Origin of the sequence: Rhodococcus sp. UFZ-B548, assembly GCF_903819475.1 — a bacterium.
Lineage (GTDB): Bacteria > Actinomycetota > Actinomycetes > Mycobacteriales > Mycobacteriaceae > Rhodococcus_F > Rhodococcus_F erythropolis.
In genome coordinates, this window is record NZ_CAIJDS010000026.1 from 17,564 (window position 1) to 34,634 (window position 17,071).

Annotated in this window: 16 protein-coding genes and 1 riboswitch; of the genes, 11 read left to right on the top strand and 5 right to left on the bottom strand. The window is 62.0% G+C overall.

The genetic code is table 11. The features are described from left to right. Window positions 1-98: 98 nt before the first annotated feature. The gene (locus H7C86_RS21270; RefSeq protein ID WP_182262191.1) at window positions 99-1,952 is read right to left on the bottom strand and encodes a BCCT family transporter; all 1,854 of its coding nucleotides are present in this window, start codon (window positions 1,950-1,952) and stop codon (window positions 99-101) included. Between the two features lie 428 nt (window positions 1,953-2,380). Beyond that, window positions 2,381-2,683, bottom strand: a complete 303-nt coding sequence (locus H7C86_RS21275) for a ribosomal protein L7/L12 (RefSeq protein WP_252858595.1) — start codon at window positions 2,681-2,683, stop codon at window positions 2,381-2,383. Window positions 2,684-2,686: 3 nt separating this feature from the next. On the opposite strand from H7C86_RS21275, the gene H7C86_RS21280 reads away from it, so the two are divergent. Further along, window positions 2,687-3,151, top strand: coding sequence for a hypothetical protein (locus tag H7C86_RS21280; protein ID WP_397517267.1), 465 nt, complete (start codon window positions 2,687-2,689; stop codon window positions 3,149-3,151). Between the two features lie 15 nt (window positions 3,152-3,166). Here the strand turns inward: H7C86_RS21280 and H7C86_RS21285 are convergent, their stop codons facing one another. Next, window positions 3,167-3,307, bottom strand: a complete 141-nt coding sequence (locus H7C86_RS21285; protein WP_003941170.1) for a hypothetical protein — start codon at window positions 3,305-3,307, stop codon at window positions 3,167-3,169. Window positions 3,308-3,551: 244 nt separating this feature from the next. Between H7C86_RS21285 and H7C86_RS21290 the strand changes: the two genes are divergently transcribed. From H7C86_RS21290 to H7C86_RS21325, 8 genes are all read left to right on the top strand, one after another. Continuing rightward, the gene (locus H7C86_RS21290; protein ID WP_021333722.1) at window positions 3,552-4,283 is read left to right on the top strand and encodes an SDR family oxidoreductase; all 732 of its coding nucleotides are present in this window, start codon (window positions 3,552-3,554) and stop codon (window positions 4,281-4,283) included. Window positions 4,284-4,434: 151 nt separating this feature from the next. Then, window positions 4,435-5,802 (top strand): cytosine permease, encoded by a 1,368-nt coding sequence (locus H7C86_RS21295; RefSeq protein WP_019746680.1) that lies wholly within the window; start codon window positions 4,435-4,437, stop codon window positions 5,800-5,802. 30 nt (window positions 5,803-5,832) lie between these two features. After that, a complete protein-coding gene (locus H7C86_RS21300; protein ID WP_021333724.1) occupies window positions 5,833-7,413 on the top strand; it encodes a hydantoinase/oxoprolinase N-terminal domain-containing protein in 1,581 nt (526 codons plus the stop codon). Beyond that, window positions 7,410-8,519, top strand: coding sequence for a DUF917 domain-containing protein (locus tag H7C86_RS21305; protein WP_020968290.1), 1,110 nt, complete (start codon window positions 7,410-7,412; stop codon window positions 8,517-8,519). The genes H7C86_RS21300 and H7C86_RS21305 overlap by 4 nt, the downstream gene beginning before the upstream one ends. A 6-nt stretch (window positions 8,520-8,525) precedes the next feature. Next, a complete protein-coding gene (locus H7C86_RS21310) occupies window positions 8,526-9,584 on the top strand; it encodes a DUF917 domain-containing protein (RefSeq protein WP_182262193.1) in 1,059 nt (352 codons plus the stop codon). Next, a complete protein-coding gene (locus tag H7C86_RS21315; protein WP_182262194.1) occupies window positions 9,581-11,116 on the top strand; it encodes a CdaR family transcriptional regulator in 1,536 nt (511 codons plus the stop codon). Before H7C86_RS21310 ends, H7C86_RS21315 begins: the two co-directional genes overlap by 4 nt. Window positions 11,117-11,176: 60 nt before the next feature. Further along, window positions 11,177-11,291, top strand: a riboswitch (SAM riboswitch). 53 nt (window positions 11,292-11,344) lie between these two features. Further along, complete coding sequence (locus tag H7C86_RS21320) at window positions 11,345-12,670, top strand: aminotransferase class V-fold PLP-dependent enzyme (protein ID WP_019746685.1); 1,326 nt, start codon at window positions 11,345-11,347, stop codon at window positions 12,668-12,670. A gap of 210 nt (window positions 12,671-12,880) precedes the next feature. After that, complete coding sequence (locus tag H7C86_RS21325; protein ID WP_060939646.1) at window positions 12,881-13,495, top strand: hypothetical protein; 615 nt, start codon at window positions 12,881-12,883, stop codon at window positions 13,493-13,495. Here the strand turns inward: H7C86_RS21325 and H7C86_RS21330 are convergent. Continuing rightward, a complete protein-coding gene (locus H7C86_RS21330) occupies window positions 13,474-14,352 on the bottom strand; it encodes a PaaX family transcriptional regulator C-terminal domain-containing protein (RefSeq protein WP_182262195.1) in 879 nt (292 codons plus the stop codon). The genes H7C86_RS21325 and H7C86_RS21330 overlap by 22 nt on opposite strands. Before the next feature lie 143 nt (window positions 14,353-14,495). On the opposite strand from H7C86_RS21330, the gene H7C86_RS21335 reads away from it, so the two are divergent. Both H7C86_RS21335 and H7C86_RS21340 read left to right on the top strand, forming a co-directional pair. Then, window positions 14,496-15,494: a S9 family peptidase gene (locus tag H7C86_RS21335; protein ID WP_029254370.1), complete on the top strand. Its 999-nt coding sequence runs from the start codon at window positions 14,496-14,498 to the stop codon at window positions 15,492-15,494. After that, window positions 15,487-16,698 (top strand): saccharopine dehydrogenase family protein, encoded by a 1,212-nt coding sequence (locus tag H7C86_RS21340; protein WP_182262196.1) that lies wholly within the window; start codon window positions 15,487-15,489, stop codon window positions 16,696-16,698. Before H7C86_RS21335 ends, H7C86_RS21340 begins: the two co-directional genes overlap by 8 nt. Here the strand turns inward: H7C86_RS21340 and H7C86_RS21345 are convergent, their stop codons facing one another. Next, the gene (locus H7C86_RS21345) at window positions 16,699-17,043 is read right to left on the bottom strand and encodes a hypothetical protein (RefSeq protein WP_019746690.1); all 345 of its coding nucleotides are present in this window, start codon (window positions 17,041-17,043) and stop codon (window positions 16,699-16,701) included. Window positions 17,044-17,071 lie beyond the last annotated feature (28 nt).

Here is a 17,071-nt window from a genome sequence, read left to right on the forward strand (position 1 = left end):
GAAACTTAGAGTCCTGCGAACTGTCGAGTTGAAAGTCTCATGACAAGTTTGCGAGTTGGTGAACAGATATGCCTAATGCAACATGCCGAACGTGCCGGTCAGTCCGTACTGGCAGCTTGCGCGTGGCCTTCTGCCGAGTCGGCGAACTCGGGTGTGTCGAACACCTCTCCGCCCAGCGGATCGACGACCTTCGATTCCTCGGAGAAGTCGACGGCGCCGGTATCCGGGTCGATGTTGACCGCATGGGCGGGAACTTCGTGGACCGCGACGAGCATGTGGGCGTCGGAGGGATCCGTCATGATTCCGCTTTGTGACGGGGTGAGCCCGGCGAAGGTCGACGAGATCTTCAGATCGCGGAGCCGCTTTTCGGTGGGTTGCGGAACGTCGGTCGATGCCGAGGCATTTGTAGAAACCCGCAGGTAGCGTGGTGCCGACGCGACCTCGTATCGGAACGCCTTCAGCATCGACAGACATGCCAGCACCATGATGACCGAGAACGGTACCGCCGTGGCGATGGCAACGGTTTGCAGCGCCGTGAGCGATCCACTGCCACCCACGATGAGGAGAACTGCGGCCGCGGCACCGGAGAGGAACGTCCAGTAGACACGCGTGATCTTGGAGGTCTCCAAGCTGCCACCGGTCGCGAGGATGTCGATGACGATCGAGCCGGAGTCCGCGGACGTGACGAAGAAGAACACGATCACGACGATCGCGAGAACACTCGAAATCGTTCCGAGCGGAAGTCCGTCGAGAAGCGTGAACAGCGACGTGTTGGTGTCCACTGCGCCGGATGCGTCGAGCATCGTGCCCTCGTTGCGCTGACGCAGAATGCCGGAGTTACCGAAGATCGTGAACCACAACGAACCAACCAGCGTCGGGGCCAGCAGCACACCGAAGACGAATTCGCGGATGGTGCGGCCGCGTGAGATGCGCGCGATGAACATGCCGACGAACGGTGCCCAGCTCATCCACCAACCCCAGTAGAAGATGGTCCATGCGCCCTGCCAGCCGTCTTCGGCGAACGGGGACGTGCGCAGCATCAGTTCGGGCAAGGCCTGGACGTATCCGCCGAGGTTCTGCACCCACGACTGCATGAGGAACAGCGTCGGTCCCAGAATCAGGACGAACAGTGCCAGCGCGGCAGCGAGCATCATGTTGATGTTGGAGAGCCACTTGAGGCCCTTCGTGACACCGGAGACGACCGAGAAGGTCGCCATGCCCGTCACGATGACGATGATGGTGATGACCAACCAGTTGTCGGTCTCCACCCAGCCGAGGTAGTCGAGGCCGGCCGAGATCTGCTGGACACCGAAGCCCAGCGACGTCGCGACACCGAACAGCGTGCCGACGATGGCGACGACGTCAATGGCGTGGCCGATCTTTCCTTCGATGCGAGCCCGTCCGAGGAGCGGCTCGAGCAGCCAACGGATCGACAGCGGGCGACCCTTTCGGTAGGTCATGTACGCCAGACCAAGGCCGACGACGACGTAGATCGCCCATGCATGCAAGCCCCAGTGGAACAGCGTCAGTTCCATGGCTTGATTGGCTGCGGCGTCCGTGGATCCGGCGATCTGCCCGGCGACGGGTGGGGTCACGTAGTGCGAAAGTGGTTCGGCTACTCCGTAGAACACGAGCCCGATGCCCATGCCGGCGCTGAAGAGCATCGCGAACCACGAGAGCATCCCGAACTCGGGCTGCTCGTCGTCACGTCCCAATCGGATGTTGCCGATGCGGCTGATTCCGCAGTACAGCGCGAAGATCACGAAACCGGTGGCCGAGAGGATGTACCACCAGCCGACGCCGTCGCTGATCACGTTGTTGAGTGTTTCGAAAGCATCCGCGGCGGTTCCCGCGTAGATCACGGCAAAGGCGATCGGGGCAAAGATCACTATCGACGCGGGGATGAACACGGGTTTCCGTAGTTCACGCCACGCAGTTTTGACCGCAGTCATTCCACTCCTCGAACGTTCAGGCATTCACAGCGCCCATCAGGGCGGCCACGTGTCACGCGTAGGTGGGCGTTTCGCTCACACCATCGCAGGTCAAGACCGGGCTATTGCTTTGAAATTCAACGTAACGTCAAGTTTCGGTCAACTCAACTGGACGAAAGATGCTGCACTGTCGCGAAAGTTCTCACTGGATGCCGTAGTTCCGGTTGTAAATCGTTGGGTAATAGTGGCATTGGGCCATGAGTGGAATGCTGAACGGCGAATTCGATTGGTACGGTGAGTTGAATCGGTCGAGTCGACGCTCACCGATTGACCACATTTGTCAAACTCGGCGAAACAGCCTGTCTGTCAGGTGGTTAACTCCTGGCGTGCTTGCCCGATCGTGGCGGTCAGGTGTCGATACCTAACTGTGATTGTGATGGTCGCAACTATCAGTGATGCGGGCCCTGTTCGCCCCGCTGAGCGTCGATCAGATCCATCGCATCCTTCAGACCCAAGCCCGGATGCAGTTCGCGTAGTGCCTTGATTGCCGGAATACGGTCGTCAGTCGACGCGAGTGCGCTACGGACGTCGTCGGCGGGTATTTCGGTGGGGGCAGTTGTCCCTTCCCAACACGCCGGTTGAGGATTGTTCCTGGTTCGCCAGGCTTGGACGGTGCCGTAGGCAAATCCGACCGTCGCGAAAAGCCAGATTGCCAGGCGAACCCAATTACCGGTTGTCGGTTCCGTGGCCACTGTATGGATGGTGCTCGGACCGATTACGACTACGAGCAGGACGAGGCCAATCGTCTGGCCCCATCGCTCGACGCGCCTGCTCGGTACCCACCACTCGGCCATCGGTCGATACTCGCACAGGGCTGCTGTTTCGGTGCGACGATGGAGATCATGGAGATTCGTGATGCGGTGGAGCGACTTCGGGCGGATTCCGGGACCTCGATGATCTTCGGAGAACTGCACCAGACCAGCGACGGATCGACGATCATCACGGTTTCGCGACTACACCGGCGGTGGCGGGGCGACCCGATACCGGTGCCAGTGGGAGTGTTCTCGATCCACGAGGGTGAGCCGTCGTGGTCACCGGCCGTCGATCACACCAGGGCGGCTTTGATGGGGGAGTTCATCGGGTTGGCGGCCGCGGTGATCGCAACCCTGGCCGTTCTACGTCGACCGCCCTGGCCTGATGTGACGATTCGGAAGGGGTGACTCAATAGGGGCGACTCAGAAGGGGTGACCCAGAATTACGCCGATCAACTGGAACGGCATCGCGAGGAACATCGATCCGACGTAGAGCGGATAGCGAATCGGGTCGCCAGCGAGGTAACCCTCGGCGAGCCAGGCCATGACATCTGCTGATCCCATATTCGTTACTTCCCTTCGCGGTTGTGGTGCACCGACATTTTCGGTCGTGGGAGTTGTTTTGTTACAAGCGAACTCGAAGGAGGAGTGCATGTGACGGCAGTTTCGACGCAGCAAACTCAGTCAAGTGAGATCCTTGGGGGCGGCAGTCTCCACCGGCTTATTCTGGATACTTAGCACCGTGGCGTAGTGAAATCTGTGCATTCTGCACATGTCGGGACAATTCGGTGAGCCTTACAGTCGCTAAATGACAACGACACCTTCTCCTCTCTCAGGCAAGACCGTCGTACTGATCGGTGGCGGAACAGGCATCGGGCTGCGGGTGGCGCAGCTTGCCGTCGACGCCGGCGCGCAGGTAGTTCTCGGTGGCCGAACCACATCCAAGCTGGAAGCAGCGGCCACGCAGCTGGGTGAGGCGGCGCACTGGTTCACAGTCGACACCTCCGACGACGACTCGGTGAAAGCGTTCTTCACCAACATCCCCAGCGTCGACGCTCTCTTCACCACGGCTGCCGATTACCAGGTCGGCTCGTTCCGCGAACAGAGCGTCGAGGAAGCGGCGTCGCCGTTCACCTCCAAGTTCTGGGGGCAGTACCGCGTCGTGCACGCTGCGCTCGACAAGCTGACACCCACCGCATCGGTGGTCCTCATGTCCGGTGCTGCCAGTGTGCGGCCACCCGCGGCTGCCGCGGCCTACGTTGCGGCCAATGCGGCAATCGAGGGGCTCGGGCGGGGGCTGGCGGTCGAGCTGTCGCCGATTCGCGTCAACACCGTTGCTCCCGGAACCATCGACGGGCATCTGTGGGCTCAGCGTCCGGCGGAGGTTCGGGAGGCGGCGTTCACCTGGAGTGCGGAGAACAACGTGCTCGGCCGCGTCGGGAACGAAGACGAGATCGCACAAGCGGTGTTCTATCTCTTCACCAACACGTACACAACGGGTTCCACGCTGTACCCCGACGGCGGGTACGCGTTGCGCTAGACCCGTGCCATTTGACGACTGTGTGAAATGACGACTGTGCGAAATGCATTGTCGTAACACGAAGAAACGCCAATTCGCCCATAGGCGTGACCCCGGCCACATTCGTACCGTCTTCTCCGAGAACACTTCCCAACTATTCGAGGAGTCCGTCATGAAAAACACATCAACGACCGCCGCCGGCGGTGAAGTGTCCGACGGTGACGACTACGCGCTCACCCGCGTTCCCGACGAAGCACGGTATTCGTGGTTCTCGGTGGCAGTACAGCGATTTGGTCAGGTATCGGCACTCGCACAGTTCCTGCTCGGTGCGACGCTCGGCTACGGCATGACGTTCTGGAATGCCTTCTGGGCATTGACAGTCGGGGCGGTGATTCTCGAGGTTGTCTGTATTTTCATCGGCATCATCGGGGTTCGTGAAGGGCTCAACACGTCGGTGGTCGCACGCTGGTGTGGATTCGGGCACGCTGGTTCCGCGGTGATCGGCCTGGTGATCGGAGTCAGCCTGATCGGTTGGTTCGGCATCCAATCTGCTGTCTCTGCATCAGGTTTGCACGGAATCATGCCGTTTCTGCCGCAGTGGGCGTGGGCCCTGGTCTTCGGCCTTCTGATCACCGCGATAGTCCTTCGCGGATTCGGCTCGATGCAGCTGATCGCAAACATCACCGTTCCCCTGTTCCTGCTTCTGGTGGGTTGGGCCGTCATCGCCGAACTGCGTAATCACTCGCTGTCAGATCTGATGGCATCTGCTCCAGCCGGACCGGAGCTCAGCTTCCTCGCCGGAACCACCATCGTCGCAGGCGGTTTCATTGCCGGAGCAGTGATCACACCCGACATGACGCGATTCAACCGCACGGCGGGTGACGTCGTGAAGCAGACACTCGTCGGAATCACATTGGGCGAATACGTGATCGGATTGACCGGTGTACTTCTTGCGCATGCCGTTCGCAGTTCCGATATCGCCACGATCATCCTGTCGTCGGTCGGCTGGGTCGGCGTTCTCATCATTGTTCTCGGGACTTTCAAGATCAACGACTGGAACCTGTACAGCTCGGGGCTCGGCATCGTGAACTTCATCGACGTAGTGTTCGGGCGACGCATCAATCGCGCCGTCGTCACCGCTGTGGTCGGCGTGACCGGTTCGATCCTCGCGGCTGCCGGAATCCTGAACTCGTTCACCGACTTCCTGATCCTGTTGGGCGTCGGATTCCCGCCGATCGCCGGAATCATGGTGGCGGAGTACTTCATCGTCAAGACCTGGCGCAAGGACCTGGAAGAGAGTCGAGCCGCGGGTACCCTCCCGAACTCGGCGCCCACTTGGGTGCCGGCCACGTTGGTGATCTGGATCGTCTCGGCGCTGATCGGGCATTACAGCACCTTCGGTTTGCCGTCCATCAACGCCGTGGCCTCGGCATTCGTTCTCTACGTCGTCGCGGGTCGACTCGGCCTGATTCGCGGGGTCGGACGCACCACAACCGAAGCGCCGCAAGAGCCTTCGGGAACATCTGCGCTCACGCACTAGCACTGCAAACACTGTAGAAGGGAGTTCGCGATGCGAATCGGAATCGACGTCGGTGGTACAAACACCGATGCGGTCCTGATGGACGGGACCACCGTCATCGGGCATGTCAAACACTCGACCAGCAAGGACATCACCGGCGGAATCGGCGGAGCTCTGACGGCGCTGCAGCAGCAGTACTCGTTCTCTCCCAGCGCTGTTCAAGCAGTGATGATCGGCACGACGCACTTTCTCAATGCTCTCATCGAGCAGCGAGGACTTGCACCAACAGCGGCTCTGCGATTGGGGCTTCCGGCGACCGCAGCGCTTCCGCCGATGGTGGGGTGGCCGCGAGACCTGGTCTCCGCTGTGCAAGGAAGGCACTACCTCGCTCACGGTGGGCACGAGTTCGACGGTCGTCGTATCTCACCGCTGGATCCCGACGAGATTCGTCGCCATGCCGCCGACATGGCTCGCAGCGGTACTCGTTCGGTCGCAATATCGTCGGTGTTCTCTCCGGTCAATCTCGAATGCGAAGCGGCGGCAGCGGAGATCGTGCGTCAGGAACTCGGTCCGGACGTCGCAATTTCGCTCTCTCACGAGATCGGTCGAGTGGGTCTACTCCAGCGGGAGAACGCGACCATCATCAACGCTGCGCTGCGCGAGCTTGCCGATCACATCGTCGACGGTCTTGCCAGTTCTTTGGTCGAGCACGGCATCGCCGCACCGCTGTATCTGAGCCAGAACGACGGAACCTTGATGGACATCGAGTACGCAAGGCGTTATCCGGTGGCGACTTTCGCGTCGGGACCGACCAACTCCATGCGAGGCGCCGCTGTTCTGTCCGGTCTGGCCAGCTGTGCGGTGATCGACATCGGGGGCACCACTACCGACGTGGGCGTACTGACCAACGGTTTCCCCAGAGAAGCCACCACGGAGGTGACGGTCGCGGGGGTACGGACCAATTTCCGTATGCCGGACGTCTTCTCGATCGGTATCGGTGGTGGTTCGCTGGTGGATGCGGACGGACTCACAGTCGGACCCGAATCTGTGGGATACGAATTGGGTTCACGGGCACTCGTATTCGGTGGTGACACGTTGACGGCCACCGACATAGCCGTCGCGGCAGGCTTGGCCGACGTCGGAGATCGCAGTGCGGTGGCGCACCTCGACCGCGGTCTGGTGTCGACGGCACTCGACCGGATCTCGCGCCGGGTCGCCGACGCCGTGGAACAGATGCGGACCACGTCGGATCCACTTCCCGTTGTGGCGGTTGGCGGGGGATCGGTTTTGCTGGAGCACGAACTTCCCGGCCTGGGAACGGTGATTCGTCCTGAGCGCTTCGACGTTGCCAATGCGATCGGCGCTGCGATCGCGCAGGTCAGTGGTGAGGTAGATCGAGTCGAAGCGGTACGGGACGGGCGCAGGCAGATTCTTGCCGACGACGCTCGCCAGGAGGCGATCGATCGGGCAGTCGCAGCAGGCGCACGGCCCGAGTCGGTGCAGATCGTGGAGTTCGACGAGGTCCCGATTCCGTATCTGCCGGGCAACGCAACACGTATTCGAGTGAAGGCAGTCGGTGACTTGGCACTGCACAGTGGTCTGGTCTCCACCGGTCAGGAAGGCTCACGATGAGTTGGACACTACGAACGGCAGACCTCGACGACCTCGCCAGGGGCGCAGCTTTGTTGGGGACCGGCGGCGGGGGAGATCCGTTCGTCGGCAAGATGTTGGTCACGCAGGCGCTCGGGGAAGCCGGTGAAATCACGATTCTGGATCCGGAGGAGCTCGACGACGACGCGTGGGTGATCCCCGTCGCGCAGATGGGTGCACCGACCGTCGTGGTCGAGAAGATGCCGCGCGGAACCGAACCCGAGCTGGCGCTGATCACGTTGGAGAAGCACACGGGGCGAACTGCAGATGCCACGATGCCGATGGAGTGCGGCGGGATCAATTCGATGATTCCGTTGCTGGTGGCAGCGCGGCGCGGACTGCCGGTTGTCGACGCCGACGGGATGGGACGAGCCTTTCCTCAGCTCGAGATGGAAACCTTCTCGGTGTACGGGATTTCGGCGAGTCCGCTCGCCATGGCGAACGAGCACGACGAGGTGGCGATCTTCGACACCGGCAGCGACAACAGCAGATTGGAGGGCCTCGCTCGCGGGGTGACGTCGAGGTTCGGTGGGATGGCGCATATCGCGCAGTACTCGATGACGGGTGCAGATGTGAAGCGGACGGCGATCCCACGGACTCTGTCGTTGGCCTTGGCCATCGGTCGGTCCATCAGGCTTTCACGTGAGCAGCGGGTGGACCCGGTTCAGGCGCTGGTGGACGGTCTCTCCGACACGCTTTACGGATACGGGCGAGTTCTCTTTCACGGCAAGGTGATCGATGTCGACCGGCGAACCGATGAGGGGTTCGCTCGAGGTTCGGTGCGGATCGCCGGCGTCGGAGACGAAGAGCTGGAAGTTCAATTCCAGAACGAAAATCTGATCGCCGTGCAATCCGGAGTAATGGTGGCGATCGTGCCAGACCTTATCTGCATCGTCGAGGCCGACACTGCCGAGCCCATCACCACCGAGGGATTGCGGTACGGGCAGCGAGTTGCGGTCATCGGGATCGCGACTCCGCCGATCATGAGAACACCGGAGGCACTGGCGGTCTTCGGCCCGGCAAGCTTCGGACTCGATCGCCCGTTCCTGCCGGTGGAGACACTCGAGCAACCTGTACTGGCAGAATAGCGAGCCGTGAGCAGGCTGCACGCGGTCCGGGAGGCCGACCTCGACGCGATCGCAGCGGGGGCGGTGGTCTTGGGCTGCGGTGGGGGCGGCGATCCACGCCTGTTCGTGGAAATGCTGCGTCCACTGATGACGTCAACGTCGGTAGAAGTCATCGCGCCGGACCAGTTGCCGTCCGGGGCGATGATCATGCCGGTGGGAATCGTCGGATCGGCCCTGGCTTTGGAGGAGCAACTGCCCTCCGGGCATGAGTTTGCCGACACTGCAGCAGCTTTGACGCGGTGGACTGGTAAGCGTCCGACCGCGGTGATGACTTTCGAAGGCGGTGGGCTGAACGCTCTTTCCGGCATTGCGGCGGCGTTGGCGTTGGGGATTCCCGTGGTCGACGCGGACCTGCTCGGTCGAGCGATGCCGCGGCTCGATCACTTCTCTCTCGCCGCGGCCGGGTTGGAATTGTGCCCGGTCACCCTCGCCCAGCCCGGCGGCCTCATTACCGTCGTCGACGGAGTGGATGTGCTGGGCGCCGAGGTAGCAGTGCGGTCGTTGATCGGGAGAACCAGCGGTTGGGGCGCTCTGGCGATCGCGTCGATCGATGCGCGGACTGTGCAGGAGGCGTGCATTCCGGGAACTCTGTCCCGAGCATATGAACTGGGTCAGCACATCGGGGCAGTAGGCAGTTGGCGGGAGATCGCCGAAAGCTCCGGGGGGCGAGTAATGGGGACAGGCCGGGTGCGTGCGGTGCGTCGTAGTCGCTCGAACGCCGGCGATCGTCGGGGCAACGTGATTCTCGAACACGATTCTGCGGTGATACGAGTCGAATTCGAAAGTGAGTTCCTGACCGTCGCGTCGGACGGCGAGATGATTGCGACATGTCCGGACATCGTGACGTTGCTCGACGTCCGGACCGGTGCCTTCGTCTCGTGCGAATCAGTGCACCAGGGGCAAGATGTGGCCGTGTTGGTTCTGCCCGGCCCTCAGTGGTGGGCGGAAGATGTGAGCAGGTTGAAAGTTGTCGGCCCGCGGGCCTTCGGGATCGACCACGACGCAGTGCTGATGGAGGCGCAATGAGCGCGAGTGTGTCGGCGTTGCTGAACAACCCGATCTTTGTCGGGTTGTATCGACTTGCCGGCGAAGGTGATCCCGTCGTGACGACAGTGGGAGCGCTCACCGGGGAATCGGCACAGTCAGCCGAGGCCGTGTCGGGTGCGGCGCGTGCAGGATCAGTTCTGGTGATTCTCGATCGAATCGACGTCGGGGAGTGGAGATTCGACGCTCTCCTTCGACGCACGGCGGCGACCGGCTGCCGGGTGCTCGCGGTACACAGCACTGCGGCGGAGGATGCGAATCTCTCGTTGCTTGCCGATCGCCTCGGGCTGGTGGTGCTCGGAGTATCCGACCCGTGGCAGTTCAGCGTGGATCTTCGTGATCTTCTCTCGAATTCGCGGGCGGTGATGGCCGACGCGGTACTGCGGGCGACACACGCGGGCCAGCGGGCCGGCGGAAGCGTCGAGAATCTTCTGTCGGTGCTGCTGAACACATTTCAGCGTTCGTTCATCCTCCTGGACGCGTCCGGACGCCCGCTGACCGGCGCCGATTTGTTGTCCGACGCTGATCGAGCAGCCGCCGGTATGTTGTCGGGCCGCGGGGCGCCCACCACTGTTGAATTGGACTCCGGCGGGGTCCTGATTGCGTGCCCGGTGATGTCCGGCGCAGCCCGAGAGCCCTGGCTGGCGGTGCTGCTCCCGGTGCGTCAAAGCGTCGAAGAGGCTTCTCTCTCAGTGGTTCTCGACGTGGCCTCGTTGGCTGCCGGGCACCGACTGGCCGTTGCACGCATGGTCGACGAGCGTGAAGCGCGCCGGCGTAGCGCGTTACTCGGTGAACTGATCGACACGTCAGCAGACGCCACACCCGGACTGCTCCGGCGCGCACTCGACTCGGGTTGGGCACTGGACGGATGGCATATCGGCATCAAAGTCCTGGCGGTCGGTGAGGTCGACCTGGTGGCCAGGCGCAGTGAGGTCGCAGACGCCCTCGCCGCCGAGGGAATCGACGCCAATGTCGTGGAACAGGCTGACGGCTGGGCAGCGTGGACCACTCTGCCGGGCGAGCCGCGACCGGAGTCGATCACCAGGATCGCCGAGAGTATCCGTGCAGCTCAGGCGAGGTTGGAACCCACGATGGAGACCTGGGTCGGTGTGGGACGCGCACACGACGGTCCGGCTGGAATCGGTGCGTCCCTGTCTGAGGCCGGGGATGCCGCTCGGCTCGCGGGTTCGAGGTCGCACACAGGCCGCTTCCTGCACGTGGACCGCCTGGGTCTGGCGCAGTTGCTGCTGGCGTGGACGCGAACCGACACGTTTCAGCCCGCAGCCGCGGCGCTGCTCGCGCCGCTACGCGATTCGAATGGAGAGTTGCTCGAGACTCTGTCGACGTACCTCGACGAAGAATCGTCTCTGGCTCACACCGCAACCCGAATGGGCTTGCACCGCAACACCGTATCGAGTCGGATCGATAGAATTCAGCGCCTTCTCTCGGTGGATCTCGCAGATCCGGAAACGAGACTCGCGCTCCACCTTGCTTGCCGGACCATCGCGCCCTGACGGAGATCTTCGCGGCTTCGTCTTGACAAGCACGGGAGGTTCCTGCCATCCTCGTTGCCAGGTCACGAGTACCAGTGTTCAGCCCCGGCTTGCTGGTCGGCAACCCTCCTCCGCGGTGGGGTGCTCCGGGTGACGACCCGGCTGCGTTCGAAAACGAATGCGGCAAGCGCGGACTCTTCCGGGGCCATCACCCGACGAACGAGTCCTTGAACGTGAGGATTGTCTTCGATGACTGCTGTATTGAGTGCCGACACCTGCCGCACCACCGCGATTGCCAAGGTTTCGGGTGCTGACCTGCAGGTTCCATTGGTTCAGGGTGGCGAATGCTCCTACGCCAACTTCGACTACGCCGCGAGTGCGCCGGCATTGGCCCAGGTCACCGACCGTATCGCCGAGTTGCTGCCGACATACGCCAGCGTCCACCGCGGTGCCGGCTACGCGTCTCGGATCTCCACGCTCACCTACGAGAACGCTCGTGAATCCGTTGCTCGTTTCGTGAATTGTGCCGACGATCAGGTTGTCGTCTTCACCCGGAACACCACCGATTCGCTGAACCTGCTTGCGCAGTGCGTCCCCGGCAGCACCGTCGTCCTCGATGTCGAGCATCACGCAAACCTGTTGCCGTGGAACGACGCTCGTATTGTCACCGCCGCAGACACCATCGAAGAGACGATCGAGCGTCTGATCGGTGAACTGTGCACCAAGCCTGCAGCGCTGCTCGCAATCACCGGTGCCTCCAATGTGACCGGCGAGATCCTGCCGATTGCACGCTTGGCTGACATCGCTCATCGTTGCGGCGCACGTATCCTCGTCGACGCTGCTCAGCTGGCTCCCCACCGTCGCATCGACCTGCAGGAATGCGGCGTCGACTACATCGCTTTCTCCGGTCACAAGCTCTATGCGCCCTTCGGCGCGGGTGTTCTGGTCGGACGCCGTGACTGGCTCGACGAGGCTCAGCCGTACCTCGCCGGCGGCGGCGCCGTGCGTGAGGTGACGATCGAGTCCACGGAGTGGGCCTGCGCGCCTGCCCGCCACGAGGCAGGTTCCCCCAACGTTCTCGGTGCGGCAGCCATCGCGACCGCATGCGAAACCCTGCACGCGCTGGACTTCGACGTCATCGCCGAGCACGAGAAGGCACTCACGGCCCAGCTCACCGACGGATTGTCCGCCATCGAGGGCGTCTCGCTCGTGCGACTGTGGAATGACGCACCGGACGCCGTCGGAATCGTCACCTTCACCGTCGACGGATTCGAAGCGGGCGAAATCGCCGCATTCCTCTCCGCCGAGCACGGCATCGGAGTTCGCGACGGTCGCTTCTGCGCACACCCGGTTCTCGCACGCCTCGGCCTCTCCGGCGGTGCAGTTCGCGCCAGCCTCGGCCTCGGTAGTAGTTCGGACGACGTGACGCGGTTGGTAGACGCCGTGAACATCCTGGTTTCGAATCAGCGTGATTGGAACTACGCCAAGACTGCCGGTGCGTGGAACCCCGTGCCCGAGACCCGCCCCTTCCTCGGAGCCGCAGACGACAACGCCGGCGCAGCCGAGTGCGTCTGAGCTGAGCTCGGTCCCCGAAAACTCGAACGGACAACTAGCATGGCAGCCATGGCACCAGCGGATTTCCCCGCCACCCCTTCGAGAGTGAGCATCACTCTCGGTCAGTGGTGCCGTCGCCATGTCGATCTGTGCCGCACCTCGTCAGGAATGTGTTCGAGCTGACGATTCGTCTCGCTCATCCCATACTTTTCTGATTTTCGGAGGTCTCACATGTCTTCACGCGCTTCGCATTCTCTGCACGTAGCGGTCGAGTTGACCGGATCCGGTCACCATCCGGCAGCTGAGGGCGCACCCGGCAACCTGCCCATCATCGGCGGCGACTACTGGGTGGACCTCACCGAGGGCGAAAAGCCTCTCGATTTAGCTTCATTCCCTACCAATGTGGTTCGGATTCGCGCTGCGGACCTGCGTGAGGCACAGCTCGAACGTGCACGGATACGCGCTGCTGTCGCCGAAGAAGGACGCGATCCCGACAGCGTCGCAGTACTGGTCGATCTCGAGATTCTGATCGCGCCGGAAGCTCGCTCCGCCCGTAAAGAGCTTGCACAGTTGGACAGCGCGTTGACGGCGCCGCGGGTTCCCGTTTCGCTTCACTACGTCGGAACGCCTTCCGGTCTCGGCAGTTTGATCGCCGATATCCGAGCTGCCGAGGTCGCCGACGGCGTTACGTTGCTGCCTCTCGCATTGCCTCGCACGCTCGAGCATCTGGTGGACAGCACCATTCCGTGGCTTCAGGATCGCGGACTTGTCACACCGTCCACCGCAGTCGACGAGGTTCTCGGGCGTTTCGGACTGCCACCCCGTCAGCGCACGCTCGCGTCCTGATCGTCACCGATTGCATCTGAGTACAGGTGGAACAGCGACGGTAAGTCGTCGGCACCGTCCACCTGTGCCAGAAGCGTCCAGCATTGCGCAGTGATCGACCGAGCCCTCGTGCCGATCCAGTTGGTGGGCAGTAGTTCCGGTGGCAACAGCGGATCCGGTTCCATGGCTCGCGTGAATTCCGCTGCGAGTTCGATGGTCATCGTGACAGCATCGGTACCCGGACTGTTCTGCAGTTTGTGCAGGCGTGCGGTCGCTACGTCGAGTAGCCGTTCGTATCCGTCAGCGATCTGGTCCAGTGGCCACAACTCCGCGGCAATCTTCACAGGGTCTTCGAGCATGCCCACTTTCAGATCTCGAGTGGTAAGAGAAGACAGGTGCTGTTCGACGTCGAGTTCGGCGGCCGCATCGCGAATATACGGTTCCCAGGCGTGCGGCGAGACGTACAGACCGCCCTGGACGAGCGCGCCGCCGAGGTAAACGACCCTGGTACGCAGCGCATCTCGCGCTTTCCGTGACGACTCCGGAATTGCGAATCCGGCCAGGTGCCAATACCCGTCCCACGGCGTCACAGTGTCGCGGTCTTGTTGATAGGCCAGCCGAACGAATTCGACGTCGGGTTCCATCTCGCGCAGGGCTTTCGGCGTTGCTCGTAGCGTGGCCTGCCGCCCGCGACCTTCCTGAGTGAACTTCCCCTCGGTGACCAACCGCTTGATGCACAGCCGAACCTGTTGATCAGTTTTGCCGAGGGCGTCGGCGGTGGCATAAAGGGTGCGTCCGTCGACAGTTCCGTCCGTGCGCAGTAGTCCCTCGATCAAGATCCTCGTGGGTACATCGACGTCCCTGTCGGTCATCGCCATGTCCTTTCCTCGCTTCTCGACATCTTCGCCCACAACTGTACTATCGAATGCAATACGATCGTTTCAAATTCGTACGTTAGGGCGGGAAGATGGCAGCGGAATCGATGAGCGAGGGCAAGAGTAAGCCTCGTTTACGCAGGTGGATGGTTACTTCCCTGGCGGTGGTCGTTGTTCTGATCGCGACTCTGGTGGGCTGGACGCTGTACCAGAACACCTATGACATCCGTGAGGAAAAAGTGACGATCACCGGGGGATCGGTGCCGCTCCAGGGAGTCCTTGCACTGCCCGAACACGGTGACGGTCCCTTCGGGCTCGTGGTTTTCGTCCACGGAGACGGCCCGGTCGATGCAACACATGAGACGTTCTATCGACCGGTGTGGGAGGCGTTCGCAAAGGCGGGGTACGCGTCACTCTCCTGGGACAAGCCGGGGGTGAATGGGGCACCGGGCAATTGGCTCGATCAGAGCATGGACGATCGCGCGGCAGAAACGGAAGCGGCAATCGAGTGGGCGCGGGGACGTTCGGATATCGATCCGTCTCGTATCGGTCTGTGGGGTGCAAGCCAGGCAGGGTGGGTGATGCCCAAGGTGGTGAACCTCGACCCGGACGTAGCGTTCGTCATTGCCGTGGGTCCCGCGATCAACTGGCTCCAACAAGGCGAATTCAATACCCTTGCAGAACTTTCCGAGAGAAATGCGTCGGCCGACGAGTTCGAGAAAGCGCGGGTCGATCGTGCGAAGAACTTGGATCAGTTGGCCCGTGATGCATCGTTCGACGATCTCGTGGCCTCCGGCGAGGCCGACGGTCTCACCGAAGACCGGTGGAACTTCATCCGAAAGAACTACCTCTCGGATGCGCGAGCCGATCTCGAAACCGTGAAGGTTCCGGTGCTCTTGATCATCGGCGGACAAGACGTCAACGTCGACGTGGCTGATACCGAAAGGGTGTACCGCGAATTACTCGACTCGCCAGGGCAACTGGTGGTCAAGAAGTACCCCGACGCCACTCACTCGATTGTGGAGAAGGACCTCGAAGACTCGGAATTGATGTCGGCTCTGGTGGCCGTTCTTGCTCCCCGTTCGATCTTCGCTCCCGGCTATCTAGCGGATCAGACTGCATTTTTGGAGGGAATTCATGGCTGACGGAATCACGGTTGTCGCACTGGGTGGTGCCGGTGCCATGGGCTCGGCAGCAGTTCGTCTGGCCGCAACATTGCCGGGAATCGGCAAGGTAGTAGTCGCGGATCGCGATATCGATGTTGCGAAGCGTCTTCCAGTTGAACTGGCGCAGGCGTCAGCGGAAGTCGAGGCGCGCAGCATCGACGTCACGGACGGTCGCACGCTACGTGAATTGCTTGACGGCGCAGACGTGGTCGTCAATACGGTCGGACCGTTCTTCCGTTTCGGCGTCGGCATTCTCCAGGCAGCGATCGAGACCGGGACTCACTATCTCGACATCTGCGACGACTGGGAGCCGGCCGTCGACATGCTGGAATTGGACTGTGCCGCGAGGGGAGCCGGAATCTGTGCGGTAGTCGGCATGGGCGCAAGTCCCGGGATGAGTAACCTCCTGGCCGCGATGGCAGTCTCGCGATTGGACGTGGTCGACGATCTGTATACAGCCTGGCCGGTTGATGTCGAGGGCGAGGACGAGTCGGTGGACACATTGAGTGCAGCGGCCGTTCACTGGATGCAGCAGATCAGCGGCACGGTTCCAGTGGTTCGTGCGGGGCGAATCGTCAACGAAGAACCGTTGCGTTCCATCGCACTCGAACTGCACGGCGGACGTCGGGGGAACGCTTACGTGGTCGGGCATCCGGAGCCGGTGATGTTTCATCGGACCATCAATCCTGCAGGGCATTCGGCAAATCTGATGGTGATCACACCGGAAACCGTGGCGTTCCTCGACGTTCTCCGCTCCGATATCGACAAGGGGAGAATCGATCTCGACTCGGCTGCTGAAGAATTGGGCAAGCCCTCGCTCCGGCGGATGATCCGTGCTGCGCCTCGAATGCTCACGCGTGCCGGTCATGGATCCTTGCCGTTGTTTTTCGCCTCGGCGACCGGGGTGCGCGAAGGTCGAGAGATGCGCGTCGTGGCACGGATCGCTGACGATTCACCGGTATCGGAGTTACTGTCGGACATGGCCGGTGCAACCGGAATCCCCTTGGCGCTCGGCCTTGCTCAGGTGGTGTCCCGGCTGGCCGACGGAACGATTCGGGATCGGGTCGGTGTGCACTCAGCCGAGAGTGTCATCGACCCGGACGTTCTGTTCACTGCACTGGCGCGGTTGTTCGGTCGAACCGACTGGCGTGACATCGTTACCGTCGAATCCGAGTTTCGCTAGTCAGTTCGCGGCGTGCGATCCGATGCGACTGCGGATTTCGGTCTCGACGCGATCTGCGTCCTTGGGGCTGAATGAAGGCGCTCCGCGGCCGGCGAGGGTGAGTACCACCGCGGTCTCCTTCCACGGGCGTGAAAGATCCAGGCTGTACCACGAGCTGAAATCTGTTGTTCCCCAAATTCGTAAGCGTCCACTCAGCCATGACATGACTCCGAGGTCGACGGATTCGATCTGTGAGTACGGAACGAACTTGCTGACAAACGGGAAGTAATAGTGGCGGATCGTGACGCCCTGATCGTCGATTCGGACGGTCCTGTCCTCGTAGATCGTTGATGTCCCTGTACTCACAGTGAAAACCCGGTCCCTGCTGTTCGAC